Source organism: Caulobacter sp. 1776, assembly GCF_040545685.1.
In the GTDB taxonomy this organism is placed as follows: domain Bacteria; phylum Pseudomonadota; class Alphaproteobacteria; order Caulobacterales; family Caulobacteraceae; genus Caulobacter.
Map to the genome: position 1 here is coordinate 83,297 of NZ_JBEPMI010000003.1, position 19,000 is coordinate 102,296.

At 69.7% G+C, this 19,000-nt stretch carries 16 protein-coding genes; 10 read left to right on the plus strand and 6 right to left on the minus strand.

Features of this window, described 5'->3' with window-relative positions; translation table 11 throughout:
• Positions 1-45: 45 nt before the first annotated feature.
• From ABIC66_RS08920 to ABIC66_RS08935, 4 genes are all read right to left on the minus strand, one after another.
• On the minus strand, positions 46-1,401 hold the full coding sequence (locus ABIC66_RS08920) for a pectate lyase family protein (RefSeq protein WP_354069516.1): 1,356 nt from the start codon (positions 1,399-1,401) through the stop codon (positions 46-48).
• Positions 1,402-1,620: 219 nt separating this feature from the next.
• Entirely contained in the window at positions 1,621-2,967 is a 1,347-nt protein-coding gene (locus ABIC66_RS08925; protein WP_354069518.1) for a M56 family metallopeptidase, read from the minus strand.
• A 12-nt stretch (positions 2,968-2,979) separates the two neighbouring features.
• Positions 2,980-4,605, minus strand: coding sequence for a M56 family metallopeptidase (locus tag ABIC66_RS08930; protein ID WP_354069519.1), 1,626 nt, complete (start codon positions 4,603-4,605; stop codon positions 2,980-2,982).
• Positions 4,605-4,976 carry a BlaI/MecI/CopY family transcriptional regulator gene (locus ABIC66_RS08935; RefSeq protein WP_354069521.1) on the minus strand — a complete coding sequence of 124 codons (372 nt, stop codon included), beginning with the start codon at positions 4,974-4,976 and terminating at the stop codon, positions 4,605-4,607. The genes ABIC66_RS08930 and ABIC66_RS08935 overlap by 1 nt, the downstream gene beginning before the upstream one ends.
• A gap of 151 nt (positions 4,977-5,127) precedes the next feature.
• Here ABIC66_RS08935 and ABIC66_RS08940 point away from each other — a divergent pair, with 151 nt between their 5' ends.
• Both ABIC66_RS08940 and ABIC66_RS08945 read left to right on the plus strand, forming a co-directional pair.
• Positions 5,128-5,613, plus strand: coding sequence for a hypothetical protein (locus tag ABIC66_RS08940; protein ID WP_354069522.1), 486 nt, complete (start codon positions 5,128-5,130; stop codon positions 5,611-5,613).
• Between the two features lie 82 nt (positions 5,614-5,695).
• Positions 5,696-6,652 carry a bifunctional helix-turn-helix transcriptional regulator/GNAT family N-acetyltransferase gene (locus ABIC66_RS08945; RefSeq protein ID WP_354069523.1) on the plus strand — a complete coding sequence of 319 codons (957 nt, stop codon included), beginning with the start codon at positions 5,696-5,698 and terminating at the stop codon, positions 6,650-6,652.
• On the opposite strand, the gene ABIC66_RS08950 is transcribed toward ABIC66_RS08945, so the two are convergent.
• Positions 6,649-7,794, minus strand: coding sequence for an acyltransferase family protein (locus ABIC66_RS08950; protein WP_354069525.1), 1,146 nt, complete (start codon positions 7,792-7,794; stop codon positions 6,649-6,651). The two genes, ABIC66_RS08945 and ABIC66_RS08950, sit on opposite strands and share 4 nt — an antisense overlap.
• Positions 7,795-7,995: 201 nt before the next feature.
• Here ABIC66_RS08950 and ABIC66_RS08955 point away from each other — a divergent pair, with 201 nt between their 5' ends.
• On the plus strand, positions 7,996-8,910 hold the full coding sequence (locus ABIC66_RS08955) for a glycoside hydrolase family 19 protein (RefSeq protein WP_354069526.1): 915 nt from the start codon (positions 7,996-7,998) through the stop codon (positions 8,908-8,910).
• A 40-nt stretch (positions 8,911-8,950) separates the two neighbouring features.
• On the plus strand, positions 8,951-9,514 hold the full coding sequence (locus tag ABIC66_RS08960; protein ID WP_354069528.1) for a hypothetical protein: 564 nt from the start codon (positions 8,951-8,953) through the stop codon (positions 9,512-9,514).
• Here ABIC66_RS08960 and aptA read toward each other — a convergent pair.
• A complete protein-coding gene (gene aptA / locus ABIC66_RS08965; RefSeq protein ID WP_502910332.1) occupies positions 9,511-10,848 on the minus strand; it encodes an omega-aminotransferase AptA in 1,338 nt (445 codons plus the stop codon). The two genes, ABIC66_RS08960 and aptA, sit on opposite strands and share 4 nt — an antisense overlap.
• Positions 10,849-11,012: 164 nt before the next feature.
• Between aptA and ABIC66_RS08970 the strand changes: the two genes are divergently transcribed.
• The 6 genes from ABIC66_RS08970 (at position 11,013) to ABIC66_RS09000 (ending at position 18,878) form a co-directional block, all read left to right on the plus strand.
• On the plus strand, positions 11,013-11,702 hold the full coding sequence (locus tag ABIC66_RS08970) for a GntR family transcriptional regulator (protein WP_354069531.1): 690 nt from the start codon (positions 11,013-11,015) through the stop codon (positions 11,700-11,702).
• Positions 11,703-11,708: 6 nt separating this feature from the next.
• Positions 11,709-13,259 (plus strand): aldehyde dehydrogenase, encoded by a 1,551-nt coding sequence (locus ABIC66_RS08975; protein WP_354069533.1) that lies wholly within the window; start codon positions 11,709-11,711, stop codon positions 13,257-13,259.
• Positions 13,256-14,707, plus strand: a complete 1,452-nt coding sequence (locus ABIC66_RS08980; protein ID WP_354069535.1) for an NAD-dependent succinate-semialdehyde dehydrogenase — start codon at positions 13,256-13,258, stop codon at positions 14,705-14,707. The genes ABIC66_RS08975 and ABIC66_RS08980 overlap by 4 nt, the downstream gene beginning before the upstream one ends.
• A 142-nt stretch (positions 14,708-14,849) precedes the next feature.
• Positions 14,850-16,211: an aspartate aminotransferase family protein gene (locus tag ABIC66_RS08985; protein ID WP_354069537.1), complete on the plus strand. Its 1,362-nt coding sequence runs from the start codon at positions 14,850-14,852 to the stop codon at positions 16,209-16,211.
• 145 nt (positions 16,212-16,356) lie between these two features.
• Positions 16,357-17,730, plus strand: a complete 1,374-nt coding sequence (locus tag ABIC66_RS08995) for a glutamine synthetase family protein (protein WP_354069539.1) — start codon at positions 16,357-16,359, stop codon at positions 17,728-17,730.
• Positions 17,731-17,783: 53 nt separating this feature from the next.
• Entirely contained in the window at positions 17,784-18,878 is a 1,095-nt protein-coding gene (locus tag ABIC66_RS09000; protein ID WP_354069541.1) for an ABC transporter substrate-binding protein, read from the plus strand.
• Positions 18,879-19,000: the final 122 nt, after the last annotated feature.

Below are 19,000 nucleotides of genomic sequence, written 5' to 3' on the forward strand. Positions count from 1 at the left end.
CCCTGGGTCCTGGATCAGCCTGTCGGCCGTCCGGGATGACACGCGTTAGTTTCGCACTTTCGCCGCGTCGGCCAGGTAGAGCTCCAGGTTCGTCCAGCCCGAGCCGTCCTTGGCCAAGGCGGCCCCGTCCGCTTTCCTCGGATCGAGCCCATGCGCCTTCTCCCAGGCGTCCGGCATGCCGTCGTCGTCGGTGTCCTTGGCCGCCTTGCCCGACGGTAGGGCCGGCCAGCCGCCGACGTCGGCCTGGGTGTCAATCACCTTGCCGGTACGCGTCTTGACGCCCTCGACGATCCGCTGGTCTACCGGATCGCGCCACACCGAGGCGCCGGCGTCGGCCAGGACGCGCTCATAGGCCTTATCGGCCGGCTCGGGCGCCACTGGGGCCACATCGATCGGCGCGGCCAGGCGGTAGCCGGCGGGCTCGGGGGTGGTGAAGGTCACCAAGCTCCATGGATCGGCCGGAACCACGCTGTCCATGCTGTTGCCGGCGAAATAGGCCTTGGCCAGCGTGTCGCTTTCCTTGAAGGCGATCGGCTTCTGCGAGTTGGGGCCGGGGATGTAGGCGTTGTCGACGAAGTTGTAGGCCGACAGGGTCGCCTTGTCGGCGTTGTAGCCTGACTTGTCGCTTCCCCAGTTATAGAAGACGTTCGAGCGGAAATCGAAGAACGCTCCGATCGGGTCCTTGTCCGGACCCTCGTAATTGCCCGGGCGCGGCGCGCGCGCCATGTGGTTGGCCCACAGATTGTGGTGGAAGCTGATCCTGCTGCCGTTTCCGCCGCGGATCAGGCTGCCATAGCCGTGATCGCCCTTGACGTGGATCGAATGGGCCAGGCTTTCGGCGATGATCGACCACTGGACGGTCAGGTCATAGAAGCCCTGGCCCTCCCGGTCGTAACGAGCCGAGGCCGACAGGGTCTCGTCGACGGACCAACTGGCCGAGACGTGGTCCAGGATGATCCGCCGGCCGCCCGAGATCCAGATCGCGTCGCCCTCGACCTTGCTCTCCGCGCCCAGGCGCGAGCGGATGAAGCGGATGACCACGTCGTCGGCCGCGACCACCAGGGTCTGGTCGCGCAGGGTGATCCCGCCGCCCGGCGCGGTCTGGCCGGCGAGGGTGATCTGGCCGTTGGCGATCTTCAGCTCGCGCTTGAGCGGGATCGTGCCGGCGACGTCGAACACCACGGTGCGCGGGCCCTTGGCCTCGATCGCGGCGCGCAGGGAGCCTGGACCAGCGTCGTTCAGGTTGGTGACCCGCAGCACCGCCCCGCCGCGTCCGCCGGCGCTGAACCGGCCCGCGCCCTCGGCGCCGGGAAAGGCCAGGATGTCGGCGGCGAAGGCGGGGGGCGCCGCGAGCGTCAGGGCGAGGACGCCGACGGCGGCGCGAAGGTGGCGGCTGAGCATGTTTCGTCCCCAGGGCTACGGCGTTCTCGGCGCCGCCGCTCGAGGTGAAAATGCAGGTCGGAACTGGCTTTGTCCACCGGTGTCATTTTGCGAATTGGCTCTTCCATGTCATCCCGGAAGCCTCGAAGAGGCTATCCGGGACCGCCGGAAGCGCTGGTTTTTGCCGCGGTCCCGGCTCTTCGCTGCGCTACGGCCGGGATGACAGCGAGGAAGAGGCCCCTACGCCCCCGGGGCCTTCATGATGATGTTCAAGGTCACCCGCGACGCGTCGCCTTCCATGCGGTTGACGACCTCGACCTGGTCGATCGCGCCCTTGGGCAGGGCGGTCGGGTCGAAGCCGGCGGGCGGCGTTTCGCCGTTCAGCAGGACCGTGGTCTCTGGCGCGCGCAGGCGGCCACGCACCTGGACATGGCCGTGATAGGTCGAGACCCGGCCGTCGGGGATCTTTAGCCGGCCATTGACCAGTTCGGCGTCGGTCACTCGGACGTAGTCCGAGCGGATGTCGACATACTGGCCGCTTTTGTCGTCGCTGATGATCGTGCGGCTGCGGCTGTGAGCCTCGCCCTGCTGAGCCAGGGCGACCGAGCCGACGGTCGCCAGGGCCACCGCCAACAGCCCGGCCAGGCCCAGTAGAGCCTTGCGGGTGAAGCCGGCGGGGTCGCGCGGGGCGGTGATGGCTTTCAGGCGCATCAGGGTGGGTCTCCGTCCCTTGCCGGTGAAGGCGGGGTGCAAGGTGGGCGCGGCGCGCATGCGCAGCACGTCGATCAGGTTCTCGGCGTAGCCGCGGCGCGCGGCCGGGCTGGCGCCGTCCAGGGCCAGGGCGTCGGCCATTTCCTCGCGCGTCGCGGCGGCGCGGGCGCGCAGGATCGCGAACGGCGGGACCATCCAGAACAGGCCGCCCAGCAGGTGCTCGTACAGCTGCCGCCAATTGTCGCCGTGTTTCAGGTGAGCCAGCTCGTGAGCGCAGATCGGCACGAGGCGGTCGGCGTCTAGGCGCGCCGCCAGGTCCGCGGGCAGCAGGATGACCGGCGTCGTCAGCCCGGCCAGCAGCGGTTGGTCGATCTGGTCGCTGATCCTCACCTCGGGCCGGCCGGTGTCGAGGCGGCGGGCGGCGGCGCGGACGGCCAGAACCAGATCCTGCGAGACCGGTCGCGCCGCGCTCACGATCCGCTTCAGCTTGGCGCGGCCGATCACCTGACGCGCGATCGCGACCGCCAGTCCGGCCAGGGCGGCCGAGATCAGGGCCGCGCCCAGAATCTCGACGCCATCGAGGCCGACGAGAGCCCGTGTCGAGGCCTGGTTCATCGCCGCCCCGGCGGCGGCCACGGCCTTGGCGGACAGGGCGGCCTGGTAGAGGGGGGCGGTGGTTTCCTCGGGCAGAGCCGAGACGCCGACCATCACCGCCAGCACCGTCGGCGGCAGGCCGACGGCCAGGTTCCAGGCTCGCGCCCGGGGCGCGGGATCGCCGGTCAGCCGGTCGGCCGCCCTACCCAGCAGCCAGCCCAGGCCGCTGGCGGGCCAGGCGGCGACCAGGCCCAGGGCGGCGGAAGCCAAGAGCGGGTTCATGGGGGCTCCTCCTCAACGATCCCAGGGCGTGGCGCGGTCGCTTTTCAGCACGACGTTGACGGCGATCCTGCCGTCGGTGGTGGCGCGGTTGTCGGTGACCTCGAGCCGTTCGATGGCCCCGAGCTTCAGGTCGCTGGGCTGGAAGCCGGCCCCGGCCGGTAGCCCGTTGACCTGTAGATTGACCTGCACCGGATCCAGTTTGCCCTTCACCGTCACGCTGCCGAGGAAGATCATCTGGCGTTGCGAGGGTATCGACTTCTGCATGTCGGCGATGACCTCGACCGCGCTGGACGGGCGGGGATTGGGCTGCGGATTCGGGTGGGGGTCGGGACGCGGGTCCGGACGCGGATCGGGCTGCGGATCTGGCGTGCGCATGGCGCGCGCTGGCTCGGCGGGCTGGGCGTCCGCCGCGGGTTCGGCCTGGGCGGCGATCTCGGCGACGGGGGCGGCCAGGGCGGCGGCGTCGGCGGCGACGGCGGCTTTCGCCTCGGCTGCCGCGGCGACCTGGGTCGAGATCGCGCGGGCGGCCTCGGCGGTGACAGGGGCCACGGCCGGGGAGGCGTCGGCCTCGACGTGCGCCAGGTGCGGCGGGGCCAGACGGCGGGCCTGGTCGGCCAGGGCGAGCGAGCCGGCGCCGGTCGCCGTCGTCAGCACGCCGCCCAGGGCGACCGCCAGACCGATCCGACCCCACGAGGCGGCGCCGCGCGGCTGCAGGATGGCCGCCAAGCGTAGGCTGACCAGGCTGCGGTCGCGGCCCGTGAACGCGGACTCGAAGGCCAGTCGCGGGGCGGGCTGGGCGTTCATCCGCAGGGCTTCGACCAGCACGCGGGCGTAGTCGCGACGAGCCTCGGGCGCGGCGCCGTCCAGGGCGGTCAGGTCGCAGACCGCCTCGCGGGCGGCCAGCATCCGGCCGCGCAGGGCGGCGACCGGCGGGGTCAGCCAGAACAGGCCCGCCAGGGCCTCCTCGGCCGGGATCCGCCAGTTGTCGCCGCGCCGCAGGTGGGCCAGTTCGTGGCCGCAGACCAGCGCCAGGCGTTCGGCGCCGGCGGTCTCGGCCAGCGCCTTGGGCAGCAGGATCACCGGGCGCCGGACGCCGGCCAGCAGCGGCTCGGCGATCGCGGCGCTGATCCGCACGCGCGGAGCCTTGACGCCCAGGCGGGCGGCGCGGGCGCGGACGGACTCGATCAGGGCGTAGTCCTGGCAGGGCTCGGCGGCGGCGCGGACGGCGGCCAGGCGACGGCGGCCCCGGTTCCAGCGCCAGCCGCGAGTCAGCAGACCGGCCGCCGACAGGCCGACCAGGCTCCAGGCCAGGCCGTTCGACAGGATCGGCGACGGCGTCCAGGCGGGCGCGGCGGCCGTCGGCCGGGCAGGAGCGTCGGCCATGTCCGCGACGACCATGCGCACCGGTCCGGGAACCGCGACCGGCGAGGCCTTCGGCGCGGTGACCGGCGAGAAGGTCAGGGCCACGGTGGCGGCCAGGGCGCCGGCGGGCAGGGCGTAGGCCAGGCTCCAGGCGGCGGCGCGCGGGCGCGGATCGTCGGTCAGGCGCTCGACCAGGCGGCCGAGGCCGAAGCCCAGGGCGCCGACGGGCCAGGCGGCGACCAGGCCAAGCGCGGTGGAGGCGAGCAGCGGATGCATCACTTGGGCTCCGTCTTGCTGGTGTTGAGCAGGGCTTCCAGTTCCTCGATCTCGGTCTCGGACAGGATCTGGCTGCCGGCGAAGGCCGAGGCGGGCAGGCGGCCGTCGATCTCGAGCAGGCCGCGCAGGCGGTTCAGCACCCCGCCGATCACGTCGACCTTGGCCTTGTGAGCCTCGTAGACCGCCAGGCCGTGCACCGAGCGGCGGACCAGCAGGCCCTTGGCCACCATCCGCTCCAGCACGGTGCGGGTGGTCGAGGCGCTCCAGCCCAGTTCGGGCTCGATCAAGGCTTGGGCTTCCCGAGCGCTCATCGCGCCGCCGCGCCAGAAGGCTTTCAGCACTTCCAGTTCGAGATCGGAGGGTTCGGTCATGGCTGCGAGTCCTCTCGGGACCTTTCTGATGTCGCGGGTACGCTACAAATGTAACGAGGCGGCGTCAAGCGTGGTGACCAATGTTCTCGGATGACAGATGTAGTCTGTTGATTTACAGTTGTACATCTACCTGGCGTGGCGAGGCTCAACCATGGCGTCCGAGGACATCCAGATCGTCAAACTGCCGCTCGAGGAGCCGGTCCGTCACCAAGCGCGACGGATGGCGATGATCCTCGGCCTGACCCTGCTGGTCTGCGGGCCGGGCTTCGCGATGCTCGTCTACGACCAGCAGGCCAAGCGCGCCGCCCTCGACGCCTTCTGGCGCGTCGACGGCCGACCTTGCGCGCCGCTTGATCCCGGCCGTTTCCGGCGCGTGTCGCAGCGGGCCTCGGTCACGCCCTACGACGGCGCGCGCTTCGAGCGCCATGGCGGGGCGATGACCTGCACCCACCGCACGGACGAGATCGGCGGCGTTCTGGTGCGCTATCCGGTCTGCAAGTTCGATTCTCCGGACTATCTGGGCGTGACGGCGGGCGGACAGGAGCGGTTCTACGACCTGACCATGGGCCGGGCGGCGGCGGTCGGGGTGGTGAACGGCCAGGTCCGCTGCGTGGTGACGCCGGCGTTCGAGATGTAGGAGGCTCCCCATCTCGCCCCTTGCGCTCTCCTGCATTCCATAGCTAGCTATATAGCGCGCTATGCAACAAGGAGGGCGCGGCATGGAAGTCGATCTTCTGGCGGGGTTTGGCGTGGGGTTCCTGGGCAGCCGGCTCAAGCGGCTGGCCGAGCGGATGCAGGCCGACGCGGCCGAGGTGGCGCGCTCGGTGGACGTGCCGGTGCAGCCGGCCCAGATGGCCTATCTAATGACCATTCGCCTGCACGGTCCCATGGCGGTCGGCGAGCTGGCCGAGCGCCTGCAGCTGGCCCAGCCCACCGTCACCCGCGCCCTGGGAACCCTGGGCGAGTTCGTCGAGGCGCGGCCCATGCCCGGCGACGGACGTTCGAAACGCCTGGCCTTGACGGAGAAGGGCGAGGCGCTGCTGGCTCGGGTCCAGACCGAACTGCTGCCCCGCATCGAGGCCGCCGCCGCCGAGCTGGTCGCGGGTCTTTCGGGCGACTTCATGCAAGGGCTCGCCAAGGTCGAGACGCGGCTGACGGAAAAGTCGCTGCTGGCACGCGTCCAGGACGCCGGCCCGCCGACCATGTGGGCCCGCGACTTCTCCGACGACCTGGCCGAGGCGTTCTACCGGATCAACGCCGACTGGATCAGCGACATGTTCTCGCTGGAGCAGAACGACATCGACCTGCTGTCGCGGCCGCGCGAGCTGATCCTCGACAAGGGCGGGGTGGTGCTGTTCGCCGAAACGCCTGACCTGGGCGTGGTCGGCACGGCGGCGTTGATGGTGTCCAAGGACGGCTGGGTCGAGCTGACAAAGATGGGCGTGACGCCCGAGGCGCGGGGCCGCAAGGTCGGCGAGTACCTGCTGGCCAAGACCCTGGAGCGCGCCGCCAGCCTGGGCATGGACAAGGTCTATCTGCTGACCAACCGCAAGTGCGCGGCCGCCATCCATCTCTACGAGAAGCTGGGCTTCGTCCACGACGCCGAGATCATGCGGCTGTTCGGGGCGCGGTACGAGCGCTGCGACGTGGCGATGGTGTTCTCGCCGCCCCGCTAGGCGCGCGCGAGGACCCGCCTGGCCAGCCAGCGCCGGGCGGGTTCGTCGAGCAGCTTGAGGCAGGCATAGGCGATGGTGACCGCCAGCACGAAGACGCCGGCCCCGACCATCGCCCCCTGGGCCGGCCCGACCTTCCGGTCCACGACCCAGCCCGTGTAGATGTAGATCAGCGGATAGTGGGTGATGTAGAGCGGATAGGAGAGGTCGCCGAAGAAGCGAGCGATCCGCACGCTGGGCCCGTCGGCGTCCTTCTCGCCGGCTCCGATGGCCACGATCAGCGGGAACAGCAGGATCACGCAGGCCGCCTCGTAGAGGCCGTTGATCCACAGTCGCTCGGTCCCACCGAAGCGGGGCAGGGACAGCGCCAGGACCAGCAGCAGGCTGCACACGGCGAAGGCGTTCCGGACCTTGATCCGCTTGCCCAGGCGCATCAGCAGGACGCCGGCGAAGAACGGGAACATCACCCGGCTCAGGCCGATCCGCACGCCCTGGGCGTCCAGCGCCCAGCCGCCGACCACGTCGCCGCGCGGGCCCATCACCAGCAGGCCGACCAGCGCCACGGCCGCCACGGCGACCAGCGCGCCCAGCCAGCGGTTTGACAGCTTCCGCAGGCCCACGGCGTAGAGGATGTTGGCGACGTACTCGTAGAACAGAGACCATTGCGGGCCGTTCAGCGGATAGATCTCGCCCCAGCCGCGCGGCTCGGCCGACGGGGCCATCGGGATCATCATGACGCCCAGCAGTATGATCCCCAGCAGCTGCAAGGCGGTGACCGTCTCCAGCTTGGGGAACAGCGACCAGTGCTGGAGGCCCAGCAGGGCCGCGCCGATCAGCGTGCCGACGACGATCATCGGCTGCAGCCGGACCAGACGGCGCTTGTAGAAGGCCCACTGGCTCATGCCGCCCCAGCGGTCGTCATAGGCGTAGGCGACGACGAAGCCCGACAGCAGGAAGAAGAAGTCCACCGCCAGATAGCCGTGATTGATGATCTGCTTGTGCGGACTGCCGCCGGCATGGGCCTCGAACAGATGGAAGGCCACCACCATCAGGGCGGCGACGCCGCGCAGGCCGTCGAGGATGACGTAGTGGCTTTTCGCGGGTGCGGTCGCGTCGGTCGAGGTCGCGGCGGCCGGAGACGTCATGCGGTGTCTGGGCCTCCCCGCCCTCTTCTTTGTTCGCGCGGGAGGGTTGCGGTGTTCGCCGCCGGGCCACAAGAGGCTTTTGGCGTTTGTCCGGAGGACAAATGCGGTGCGGCGACGGATTTTTTAGCGCGCTTTCTCTCAGTGAAGCGGAGCCGTCGGCGGCGTCGCGCGTTCTGGCCAAGGCTGGAACGGGGCTCAACCATGGCGCGACGCACCCTCCACGGACTGGAGCTGCATGACCGCGGGCGGACCTATGTCCTGGCCCCGACCACTTGCATGCGGCCTCGCGAATGTCGGCCGATATCGTGGCTGGAGGCGCTGGAGCTTTTCCAGAGTTTGTGGCTGAGCCCCTCGACCCTCTGGGAACTGCGCCTGTTCTGGGCCCGCGAGCGCCCGGGCGAGTTCTGCACGCCCAGCCCTCCCATGACGGTCGCCGAGCTCAAGAAGGCGATCCTGGCCATGCTCGCGGGCGGCCATGCGACCCTGGGCGTGAAGGCCGGCGGGCTGACCGCCGAGCAGTTGAAGGCGATCATGCCAAACGCCCGGCAGGCGGACATCGACGCCGCCCTGGCGCCGCTGAACACCGCCATGGACAAGCACGGCATCGATACGGCCCCCAAGCGCGCGGCCTTCCTGGCCCAACTGACCGTCGAATCCCAGCAGCTGTCGCACACGGTCGAAAGCCTGCGCTACACCCATGCCGAGCGGCTGAAGGACGTTTTCGGATCGAAGTATTTCCCGACCGTGGAGTCGGCCAAGCCGTACGTGAAGAACGCCGAGAAGCTGGCGAACTACGTCTATGGCGGAAAGAACGGCAACAATCAGCCGGGCGACGGCTGGGCCTATCGCGGGCGGGGCTATATCCAGGTGACCGGGCGGGCGAACTATCGCGATGTCGGCTACGAGACCAATCCGGACGCGCTGCTGACCCCGGCCGGTGCGGCGGATTCCGCCGCCGCCTACTGGGAGAAGCGCAAGCTGAACGCGGCGTCGGCGACCTGGCTCGAGCGCCCCGAATTCGACTTGGTGACCAAGAAGGTCAACGCCAAGAAGCTGGAGGCCACGGCGCGGTGGCAAGCCTATCAGCGCGCCAAAAAAGCCTTGTCGCCCAAATAGAAATCCGCCTCCTATTCCATCGAACCCACGGAGCCGTCGCATGGCCGTTCGTCCAATCTCCGCGCTTGTCCTGTTGGCCGTGCTGGCCGGCTGCGGTCAACGCCAGGCGGCGGCGGAGTCCAAGGCGCCCAAGGCCCAGGCGGTTCGCGTCGACCGCGCCGCCGACGCGGGACCGCGTTGCGGTCCAGGCGAGCGGCCGGTCTATGTGTGCCCGTTCAAGCAGAAGACGGTGTCGGTCTGCGTCACCGATCGCACGGCGACCTATCGCTACGGCCCGGCCGGCAAGACGGACCTGACCATCGCCAGCAATGGCGCCGACGGGCGCGCTCACCTCGGCACGGCGCGAGGGCCGGGCCGCGGTGGCGAGCAGACCAGCCTGCGCTTCTCCAACGGCGGCTACGAATACATCGTCTATTCGGCGATCGGCGGCACGGACACCGCCGTCCCGGGGCGTCACTGGTCCGGGCTGGTGGTCATGAAGGGCGCCGACGAGGTCTCCAGCATGGAGTGCCCCGCCCGCGGCCCGGCCCAGCGGTTCACGCTCGACACCGCGCCGTCGTTCCTGCCGCGGGAGGACAATCCCGACTACGAAGCCTGGTTCTAGTCCACCCTGGCCAGCACCGATCGGATCGTCTCGACCATCCGGTCGACGTGGGCCTTCTCCAGGATCAGCGGCGGCGACAGGGCGATGATGTCGCCGGTCACGCGGATCAGCAGCCCTTCGTCGAAGCAAGTCTCGAACACCTCCATAGCCCGCGCCGTGGCCGCGCCGGGGCGGGGCTCCAGCTCGATCCCGGCGACCAGGCCCAGGTCGCGGATGTCGATCACGTGCCGGGCGTCGGCCAGGCTGTGCATCGCCGCCTGCCAGTAGCGCTCCATGCCGGCGGCGCGGGCGAACAGGTCGTCCTCCTGGTAGGTCTCCAGGGTCGCGATCCCGGCCGCGCAGGCCAGCGGGTGGGCCGAATAGGTGTAACCGTGGAAGAGCTCGATCGGCGCGTCGGCCCCTTCGAGCATCGCCTCGTAGATCTTGGTCGAGGCCGCCACCGCGCCGCACGGAACGGTGGCGTTGGTCAGGCCCTTGGCCAGGCACATCAGGTCGGGCGTGACCCCGAACCGGTCGGCCGCGAACGGCGCGGCCAGGCGTCCGAAGCCGGTGATCACCTCGTCGAAGATCAGCAGGATGTCGTGCTTGTCGCAGATGGCCCGCAGGCGCTCGAGATAGCCCTTGGGCGGGACCAGCACGCCGGTCGAGCCGGCCACCGGCTCGACGATCACGGCGGCGATGTTCGAGGCGTCGTGCAGGGCCACGATCCGCTCCAGGTCGTCGGCCAGGAGGGCGCCGTGCTCGGGCTGGCCCTTGGCGAACAGGTTGCCGGCCACGCCATGGGTGTGGGGCAGGTGGTCGACGCCGGTCAGCAAGCTGCCGAAGTACTTGCGGTTGGTCGGGATGCCGCCCACGGAGATGCCCCCGAAGCCGACCCCATGATAGCCGCGCTCGCGGCCGATCAGCCGGGTCTTGGTCCCCTTGCCCCGGGCGCGGTGGTAGGCGAGGGCGATCTTCAGGGCGGTGTCGACCGCCTCCGAGCCGCTGTTGGTGAAGAAGATCCGGTCCAGCCCCTTCGGCGTCACCTGGGCCAGGCGCGAGGCGAACTGGAAGGCCAGCGGGTGGCCCATGTTGAAGCAGGGGGCGTAGTCCATCTCGGCCGCCTGCTTATGGATCGCCTCGCGAATCTTAGGCCGGTCGTGGCCGGCGTTGACGCACCAGAGGCCGGAGGTGGCGTCCAGCACCTGGCGGCCCTCGGGCGTGCGATAGACCATGCCGCTGGCCGACGACAGCATCCGCGGACGCGCCTTGAATCGCCGGTTCGGCGTGAACGGCATCCAGAAGGCGTCGAGATCGTTGGCGCTGGTCATGGGACTCTCCGCGAGGCCTTGCATTGTGATCGCAGTTGCGCACCAACTTGCAAGCCTCCTCAATCCGCTCATCCCCGCGAAAGCGGGGACCCAAGCGGACTTTCGGATGGGGACGCCGAGGGAATGGTCATGCCGAGCGCGATCCTGAGCACCCGCCTGGATCCCCGCTTTCGCGGGGATGAGCGGTGATGGGGAAACCCGCTCGCAAGCCCCTCGCCGACTCCCAGGCCGTCCACGACCAAGTCTACGACGCCATCCGCCAGGCGCTGATCACCGGCCGCATAGCGCCGGGCAAGGGCGTGTCCCTGCGCAGCCTGGCCGCCGAGCTAGGGGTCAGCCCCATGCCGGTGCGCGACGCCGTCCGCCGGCTGGTCGCCGAGCGGGCCCTGGCGATCAATCCGGCCAACAAGCGGCTGTCCGTGCCGTCCCTGACCGCCGAGCGGCTGGAGCAGCTGTCCCTCGCCCGGCTATGGGTCGAGCCCGAGCTGGCCGCCAGAGCCGTCACGAGGGCCGCCGCCCAAGCCGACGCCGGCCTGGTCCGCCAGCTGCAGGCCATCGACGCCGAGGTCGACGAAGCCCTGCGGCTGGGCGATGTCGACCGCTACATGACCGCCAACCACGCCTTCCATTTCGCCCTCTACGAGCGGGCGGGGGCCGAGGTGCTGCTATCGATGGCCGGCGGCCTGTGGCTGCAGGTCGGACCGTTCATGCGGGTGGTGTTCGGCCGGGTCGGGGCCGACGGCCTGGTCGCCGACCGCCACGCCGAGGCCATCGCGGCGCTGAAGGCCAAGGACGCCGACGGCGCCCGCCGCGCCATCGCCGCTGACCTGTCCGAAGGCATGGACAAGATGCGGGCGGCCGTGGAGTCGGGTCCGTAGAGTCGGGTGCTTGACACTGCCGACGCCTCGGCAAACTGTGATCACAATCATTACGGATCTTCCCGCGTGACCCTGCCCGCCGACATCACCGAGCGCCTCGCCCGTCTGGAGCTGCCCAGCCGGGCGGTGATCGACGGCGCGCTGGTCGAGGCGATCTCGGGCGCGACCTTCCACAATGTCTCGCCGCGCGACGGCCAGGTGCTGAATCTGGTGGCGGCTTGCCAGGCCGAGGATGTCGCCCTGGCCGTGTTCAGCGCCCGCACGGCGTTCGAGGACGGCCGCTGGCGCGACCTCCCGCCCCGTCAGAAGAAGAACATCCTGTTCCGCCTGGCCGAGCTGATGGAGCGCGACGCCGAGGACCTGGCCCTGCTGGAAAGCCTGGACGTCGGCAAGCCGATCTCGGACGCGCGCAATGTCGACGTGCCGCTGGCGATCAACACCTGCCGCTGGTACGCCGAGGCGCTGGACAAGGTCTATGGCGAGGTCGGCGCCTCGCCGATCGATCGCCTGAGCTACGCGGTCCACGAGCCGCTGGGCGTGATCGGCGCGATCGTGCCGTGGAACTTCCCGCTGCATATGGCGATGTGGAAGGTCGCGCCGGCCCTGGCCATGGGCAATTCGGTCGTGCTGAAGCCGGCCGAACAGTCGCCGCTGACGGCGCTGAAGCTGGGCGAATTGGCGCTCGAAGCCGGGCTGCCGGCCGGGGTGCTCAATGTCGTGCCGGGCCTGGGCGGCGTGGCCGGCGAGGCCCTGGCGCTGTCGATGGACGTCGACATGATCGCCTTCACCGGCTCGGGCCCGGTCGGCCGCAAGCTGATGGAATATTCGGCGCGCTCGAACCTTAAGCGCGTGTCGCTGGAGCTGGGCGGCAAGTCGCCCCAGATCGTCTTCGCCGACTGTCCCGACCTGGACGCCGCCGCCCAGGCCGCCGCCTGGGGCGTGTTCTATAACCAGGGCGAGGTCTGTACGGCCGCCTCGCGCCTGCTGGTCGAGGCCTCGATCAAGGACGCCTTCCTGGAGCGGGTGGTCGCCGTGGCCAGGGGCATCACGGTCGGTGACCCGCTGGATCCGAACACCCGGTTCGGGGCCATGGTCAGCGAGCGGCAGATGAACACCGCGCTGGACTACATCGCCACCGCCGACAGCCAGGGCGCCCGGCGGGTGCTGGGCGGTCAGAGGGCCCGGAAAGACAGCGGCGGTTTCTACGTCGAGCCAACCATCTTCGACCGCGTCGAGGCCGACCACACCCTGGCGCGCGAGGAAGTGTTCGGCCCGGTGCTGGGGGTGATCGGCTTCAGCGGCGAGGACGAGGCCATCCGCCTGGCCAACGACACCGTCTATGGCCTGGCCGCGGGCCTGTGGACGTCCGACGTCAACCGCGCCCTGCGCGGCGCGCGGCGGCTGAAGGCGGGCCTGGTCTGGGTCAATGGCTGGGACGCCTGCGACATCACCATGCCGTTCGGCGGCTTCAAGCAGTCGGGCTTCGGCCGCGACCGCAGCCTTCATGCGTTGCATAAGTACGCCGACCTGAAGTCGGTGTCCGTGACGCTGAGGTGATTTCCATGACCCTGAATCTCGTCGAAACCGAAGCCTTCATCGACGGCCTCTGGATCGAGGGCGACGCGACCTTCGCGGTGCTGAACCCGGCCGACGGGACGGTGATCGCCGAAGTCGCCGACCTGGGCGCCGGCGAGACCCGGGTGGCGATCGAGGCCGCTCATCGGGCGTTCCCGACCTGGGCCGGCAAGACCGCCAAGGAACGCGGCGCGATCCTGCGCCGGTGGAGCGACCTGATGCTGGCCCGGACCGAGGACCTGGCCCGGCTGATGACCGCCGAGCAGGGCAAGCCCTTGGCGGAGTCGCGGGGCGAGGTGGCCTATGGCGCGGCGTTCATCGACTGGTTCGCCGACGAGGCCAAGCGCGCCTACGGCCACACCATCCCGACCCCGATGCCGGGCAAGCGCCTGGCCTCGATTAAGCAGCCGGTCGGGGTCTGCGCGGCCATCGCGCCGTGGAACTTCCCGATCGCCATGATCACCCGCAAGGTCGGCCCGGCCCTGGCCGCCGGCTGCACGGTGGTGGTCAAGCCGGCCGCCGAGACGCCGCTGTGCGCCCTGGCCATCGCCCGGCTGGCGGTCGAGGCGGGCGTGCCGGCGGGCGTGCTCAACGTCGTCACCGGCAAGGATTCCAGCGCCATCGGCAAGGCGCTGTGCGACGACGCCCGGGTCCGCAAGCTGTCGTTCACGGGCTCGACGCCAGTCGGCAAGGTGCTCTACGCCCAGTGCGCCGGCACGATGAAGAAGCTCAGCCTGGAGCTGGGTGGCAACGCGCCGTTCATCGTCTTCGACGACGCCGACCTGGAGGCCGCCGTCGACGGCGCCATCGCCAGCAAGTACCGCAACACCGGCCAGACCTGCGTCTGCGCCAACCGCCTGATCGTCCAGGCCGGGATCCACGACGCCTTCGTCGCGCGGCTGGCCGAGAAGGTCGCGGCGATGAGGGTAGGCGCAGGGACGGGCGAGGGCGTGACGATCGGCCCGCTGATCAACGACAAGGCCATCGCCAAGGTCGAGAGCCTGGTCCGCGAGGCCGTCGCCGGCGGCGCCAAGGTGGTGGTCGGCGGCGACCGCCACGACCTGGGCGGCCTGTTCTACCAGCCCACCGTGCTGGTCGATGCGACGCCGGACATGCGCCTGTTCCAGGAGGAGATCTTCGGCCCCGTCGCCCCGATCGTGAAGTTCCACACCGAGGCGCAGGCGATCGAGCTGGCCAACGCCACGCCGTTCGGCCTGGCCGCCTATTTCTACAGCCGCGACGTCGGCCGCTGCTGGCGCGTGGCCGAGGCGATCGAGGCGGGCATGGTCGGCATCAACGAAGGCCTGATCTCGACCGAGGTCGCGCCGTTCGGCGGCGTCAAGGAATCGGGCCTTGGGCGGGAGGGGTCTTCCGAAGGCTTGGACGAGTATCTGGAGACGAAGTACCTGTGCTTTGGCGGGGTGGGATGATCGGTTTCCGCGCCATCAATACTGTCATCCCGGACAAGCGCGAAGCGCGCCGATCCGGGACCGCCGGAAGCGCTGAGTTTGCGGCAGTCCCGGCTCTCCGCTTCGCTGCGGCCGGGATGACAGTTTCGGCGGAGGTCGCGCCATGATCGCCGACCTCACCCGTACGCTCCCCGACCTCCTCGCCAGCGAACGCGCCCGCTTCCTCGCCGAGCATCCGCGCTCGGTCGCCATGGCCAAGGCCGCCTCGGCCGTGTGGCGCGGCGGGGCGCCGATGCACTGGATGAACGACTGGGCCAGTCCCAGCCCGATCTTCGCCGCCCAGGGCGTCGGGGCCCAGGTCACCGACGTTGATGGGAAGTTGTATGACGACTTCTGCCTGGGCGACACGCCGTCGATGTTCGGCCATGGCGACGCCTCGGTGGCCGCCGCCGTCGCCGACCAGGCCAAGCGCGGGGCGGGGTTCATGCTGCCGACCGCCTCGGCGGTGATCGTCGGCAAGCTGCTGGCCGAGCGCTTCGGCCTGCCGCTGTGGCAGACCGCGACCACGGCCAGCGACGCCAACCGGGCGGCGATTCGCTGGGCGCGGGCGGTGACCGGCCGACCGGTGATCCTGGTGTTCGACGGCGGCTATCACGGCATGGTCGACGACGCCTTCGTGGCGCTGAAGGACGGCGTCCCGACGATGAAGCCGGGTCTGCTAGGCCAGGTCCACGACCTGACCGCCACGACCCGCGTCGTTCCGTTCAACGACCTTGAAGCGCTGAAGGCCGCCCTGGCGCCGGGCGACGTCGCGGCCGTGCTGGCCGAGCCGGTGATGACCAACTGCGGGATGATCCTGCCCGAGCCCGGCTTCCACGACGCCCTGCGCCAGCTGACCCGCGAGGCCGGGACGCTGTTGATCCTCGACGAGACTCACACCCTCTCGACCGGCCCCGGCGGCTACACGCGGGCGCACGGCCTGGAGCCCGACGTCTTCGTGTTGGGCAAGGCCGTCGCCGGCGGCGTGCCGGCCGCCGTCTGGGGCGTGACCGCCGAACTCTCGGCGCGGATGGACGAGGCCCAGGCGCGGATCGGACCCGGGCAGTCGGGGATCGGCACGACGCTGTCCGGGAACGCCCTGGCCATGGCGGCCATGCGGGCCATGCTGTCCGAGGTGATGACCGAGGCGGCCTATGCCCGGATGCTGGCCGGGGCCGAGCGGCTGGTGGCGGGGCTGAAGCGCGTGATCGCGGCGCGGCGGCGCCCCTGGTCGGTGGCCCACGTTGGAGCCCGGGTCGAGCTGGTCTTCGCCGACCCGCCGCCGAAGGACGCCGCCGCGATGCGGAAAGCGCTGGACCATGAGACCGTGGAGGCGCTGCATCTATGGCTGATCAACCGAGGGGTGCTGATCGCGCCCTTCCACAACATGATGCTGGTCTCGCCCGTCACCGACGACGCGGCGGTGGATCGGCTGGTCGCGGCCGTGGATGGGTTCGCGGGCGCTATCGAGGGAATGAAACTGTGACTTTCAACGTGTCATCCCGGCCGCAGCGAAGCGGAGAGCCGGGACCCAGGGGCCACCGCACCGGGCTTAGCCCCTGGGTCCCGGATAGCCTCTGCGAGGCTTCCGGGATGACACGGATTGTGGGCGAAGGGGGATTCCCGTGGTGATGGTCGCCGACATTCAGGAATGCCGCGACTTCCTCGCCGCCCACCCGCAGGTGAAATATGTCGAGGTGTTCTTCACCAGCATGACCGGCGTGCCGCGCGGCAAGCGGTTGCGGGTGCATGAGCTGGAGGCGATCTACGATTACGGCCGGTTCCTGCCCGGCTCGATCCTGGTGGTCGACACCCTGGGCGCCGACTGCGAAGAGACAGGCCTGGTCTGGGAGGACGGCGACGCCGACCGCCGCGCGCGGCCCGTTCCCGGCACGCTCACGCTCGCGCCATGGCTGGGCCCCGACGTCGCCCAGGTCATGCTGTCGCTGTACGAGTTGGATGGAACGCCCAACGATCTTGACCCCCGCCACGTGCTGCAACGGGTGCTGGACCGCTACGCCGCCGACGGCCTGACGCCGGTCGCGGCCTGCGAGCTGGAATACTACCTGGTCGACCAGCAGCGCGGCCCGCGCGGCGAGCTGATGCCGGCCAAGTCGATGCAGACCGGCCAGCATCCCACGGGGATCCAGGTCTACGGCCTGCCGGAGCTGGAGGCCCACGCGCCGTTCTTGCGCGAGCTGTGGGACACCGCCGACGTGCTGGGCGTGCCGCTGGAAGGCGCGATCTCGGAGTTCGCGCCGGGCCAGGTCGAGCTGACCTTGAAGCACAAGCCCGACGCCCTGCGCGCCGCCGACGACGCGGTGCTGTACAAGCGCGCCGCCAAGGGCGTGGCTTTGCGCCATGGCTGCGAGGCGACCTTCATGGCCAAGCCGTGGAGCGACCGGGCCGGCAACGGCTTCCACGTCCATCTCAGCGTCAATGACGCGGACGGGAACAACCTGTGCGCGGCCGAGGATCTCGAAGGTTCGCAGCTGCTGAAGCATGCCATCGGCGGCATGAAGGCGCTGCTGGGCGAGGGCATGGCGATCCTAGCCCCGAACGCCAACAGCTATCGCCGTTTCAAGGCCAACAGCTACGCGCCCGTCGCCCCGACCTGGGGCGTCAACAACCGCACGGTCAGCCTGCGCGTGCCGGCCGGCCCGCCGAAGACGCGCCATGTCGAGCACCGCGTCGCCGGCGCCGACGCCAATCCATATCTGGTGCTCGCCGTACTGCTGGCCAGCGCCCACCACGGCATCGCCAACAGGCTGAGCCCCGGCCCGGCGGTGGTCGGCGACGGCTACGCGGCGGCGGCCAAGGAGAACATCCGCCTGCCCAGCAACTGGTTCGCGGCGGTCGATCTGTTCGAGACGTCGACGGTGCTGCGCGACTACCTGGGCGACCGCTTCGTGGACATGTTCGTCTCGGTCAAGCGCACCGAACAGGCGCGGTTCTTCGAGGTCGTCACCGAACTCGATTTCGATTGGTATCTCCGCAACGCCTGACGCCTGAGTAGCGGCCAAGGCCCCAAGTCACACGGAACACGAGGGAGTTTCGAATGAGCGGATACAGGAACGGCGGGGCCTCGCGGCGCTCGCTTCTCACGGCCTTCGGGGCGGCGGCCATCGGCCTGTCGTTCACCGCCTGCGGCCAGAAGCCGAAGGCCACGGGGGCGGGCGGCGAAGAGCCCAAGCTGAACTTCTACAACTGGGACACCTATATCGGCGAGACCACGCTGGGCGACTTCAAGAAGGCGACCGGCGTCGACGTGAACATGAGCCTGTTCGCGACCAATGACGAACTGTTCGCCAAGCTCAAGGCGGGCAATCCGGGCTTCGACGTGATCGTGCCGTCGAACGAGTTCGTCACCCGCATGGCCCAGGCCGGCATGCTGGAGCCGCTGGATCACGCCAAGATCCCGAACATGAAGAACATCGACCCGTCCTTCCTCAATCCGGACTTCGATCCGGGCCGGAAGTACTCGATGCCCTATACCTGGCTGCTGCTGGGCATCGGCTATCGCAAGAGCAAGGTCGACGGCGTTCCAGACAGCTGGAAGTGGCTGTTCGACAGCGACAAGTACAAGGATCGCATCGCCCTGCTGTCGGAAAGCGCTGACCTGGTGCGGCTGTGCGCGAAGTATCTGGGCCACTCGGTCAACGACATCCCGGCCGACATGATCCCCAAGATCGAGCAGATGCTGATCAAGCAGAAGCCGTTCGTGAAGGCCTTCCACGACGACAACGGTCAGGACCTGTTGGTGTCGAAGGAGGTCGACCTGGTCCTCGAATACAACGGCGACATCGCCCAGGTGATGAAGGACGACCCGGACATCGACTTCGTGGTGCCCAAGGAAGGCTCGCTGATCAATAGCGACACCCTGTGCATCCCCAAGGGCGCGCCGCGGCCGAACAACGCCCACGCCTTCATCAACTATCTGCTGGACGCCCAGGCCGGGGCCGAGATCACCAAGACGATCCTCTACCCGACCCCCAACGCGGCGGCCAAGGCGCTGATGCCGGAGAGCTATCGCGAGAACAAGGTCATCTTCCCGCCGGCCGACGTCATGGCCAAGTGCGAGTACGGGGCGTTCGAGGGCGCCGAAAAGGCCAGCCTGTACGAGGAAGTCATCACGCGGGTGCGGGCGGCTTAGTCCGTAGAAGCTGTCATCCCGGCCAAGCGCTAAGCGCGCCGAGCCGGGACCGCCGGAAGCTCCGAGTTTCCGGCGGTCCCGGGTCTCCGCTGCGCTCCGCCCGGGATGACAAGCCAGGGAGT

What these genes read in the sequence shown, in the direction of transcription:
- ABIC66_RS08970 (WP_354069531.1), top strand. Translation starts at nt 11,013, where the DNA reads ATGGGGAAACCCGCTCGCAAGCCCCTCGCCGACTCCCAGGCCGTCCAC.
- ABIC66_RS08920 (WP_354069516.1), bottom strand. Translation starts at nt 1,401, where the DNA reads ATGCTCAGCCGCCACCTTCGCGCCGCCGTCGGCGTCCTCGCCCTGACG.
- ABIC66_RS09000 (WP_354069541.1), top strand. Translation starts at nt 17,784, where the DNA reads ATGAGCGGATACAGGAACGGCGGGGCCTCGCGGCGCTCGCTTCTCACG.
- ABIC66_RS08935 (WP_354069521.1), bottom strand. Translation starts at nt 4,976, where the DNA reads ATGACCGAACCCTCCGATCTCGAACTGGAAGTGCTGAAAGCCTTCTGG.
- ABIC66_RS08985 (WP_354069537.1), top strand. Translation starts at nt 14,850, where the DNA reads ATGATCGCCGACCTCACCCGTACGCTCCCCGACCTCCTCGCCAGCGAA.
- aptA (WP_502910332.1), bottom strand. Translation starts at nt 10,848, where the DNA reads ATGCAAGGCCTCGCGGAGAGTCCCATGACCAGCGCCAACGATCTCGAC.
- ABIC66_RS08945 (WP_354069523.1), top strand. Translation starts at nt 5,696, where the DNA reads ATGGAAGTCGATCTTCTGGCGGGGTTTGGCGTGGGGTTCCTGGGCAGC.
- ABIC66_RS08950 (WP_354069525.1), bottom strand. Translation starts at nt 7,794, where the DNA reads ATGACGTCTCCGGCCGCCGCGACCTCGACCGACGCGACCGCACCCGCG.
- ABIC66_RS08955 (WP_354069526.1), top strand. Translation starts at nt 7,996, where the DNA reads ATGGCGCGACGCACCCTCCACGGACTGGAGCTGCATGACCGCGGGCGG.
- ABIC66_RS08995 (WP_354069539.1), top strand. Translation starts at nt 16,357, where the DNA reads ATGGTCGCCGACATTCAGGAATGCCGCGACTTCCTCGCCGCCCACCCG.
- ABIC66_RS08930 (WP_354069519.1), bottom strand. Translation starts at nt 4,605, where the DNA reads ATGCATCCGCTGCTCGCCTCCACCGCGCTTGGCCTGGTCGCCGCCTGG.
- ABIC66_RS08925 (WP_354069518.1), bottom strand. Translation starts at nt 2,967, where the DNA reads ATGAACCCGCTCTTGGCTTCCGCCGCCCTGGGCCTGGTCGCCGCCTGG.
- ABIC66_RS08940 (WP_354069522.1), top strand. Translation starts at nt 5,128, where the DNA reads ATGGCGTCCGAGGACATCCAGATCGTCAAACTGCCGCTCGAGGAGCCG.
- ABIC66_RS08960 (WP_354069528.1), top strand. Translation starts at nt 8,951, where the DNA reads ATGGCCGTTCGTCCAATCTCCGCGCTTGTCCTGTTGGCCGTGCTGGCC.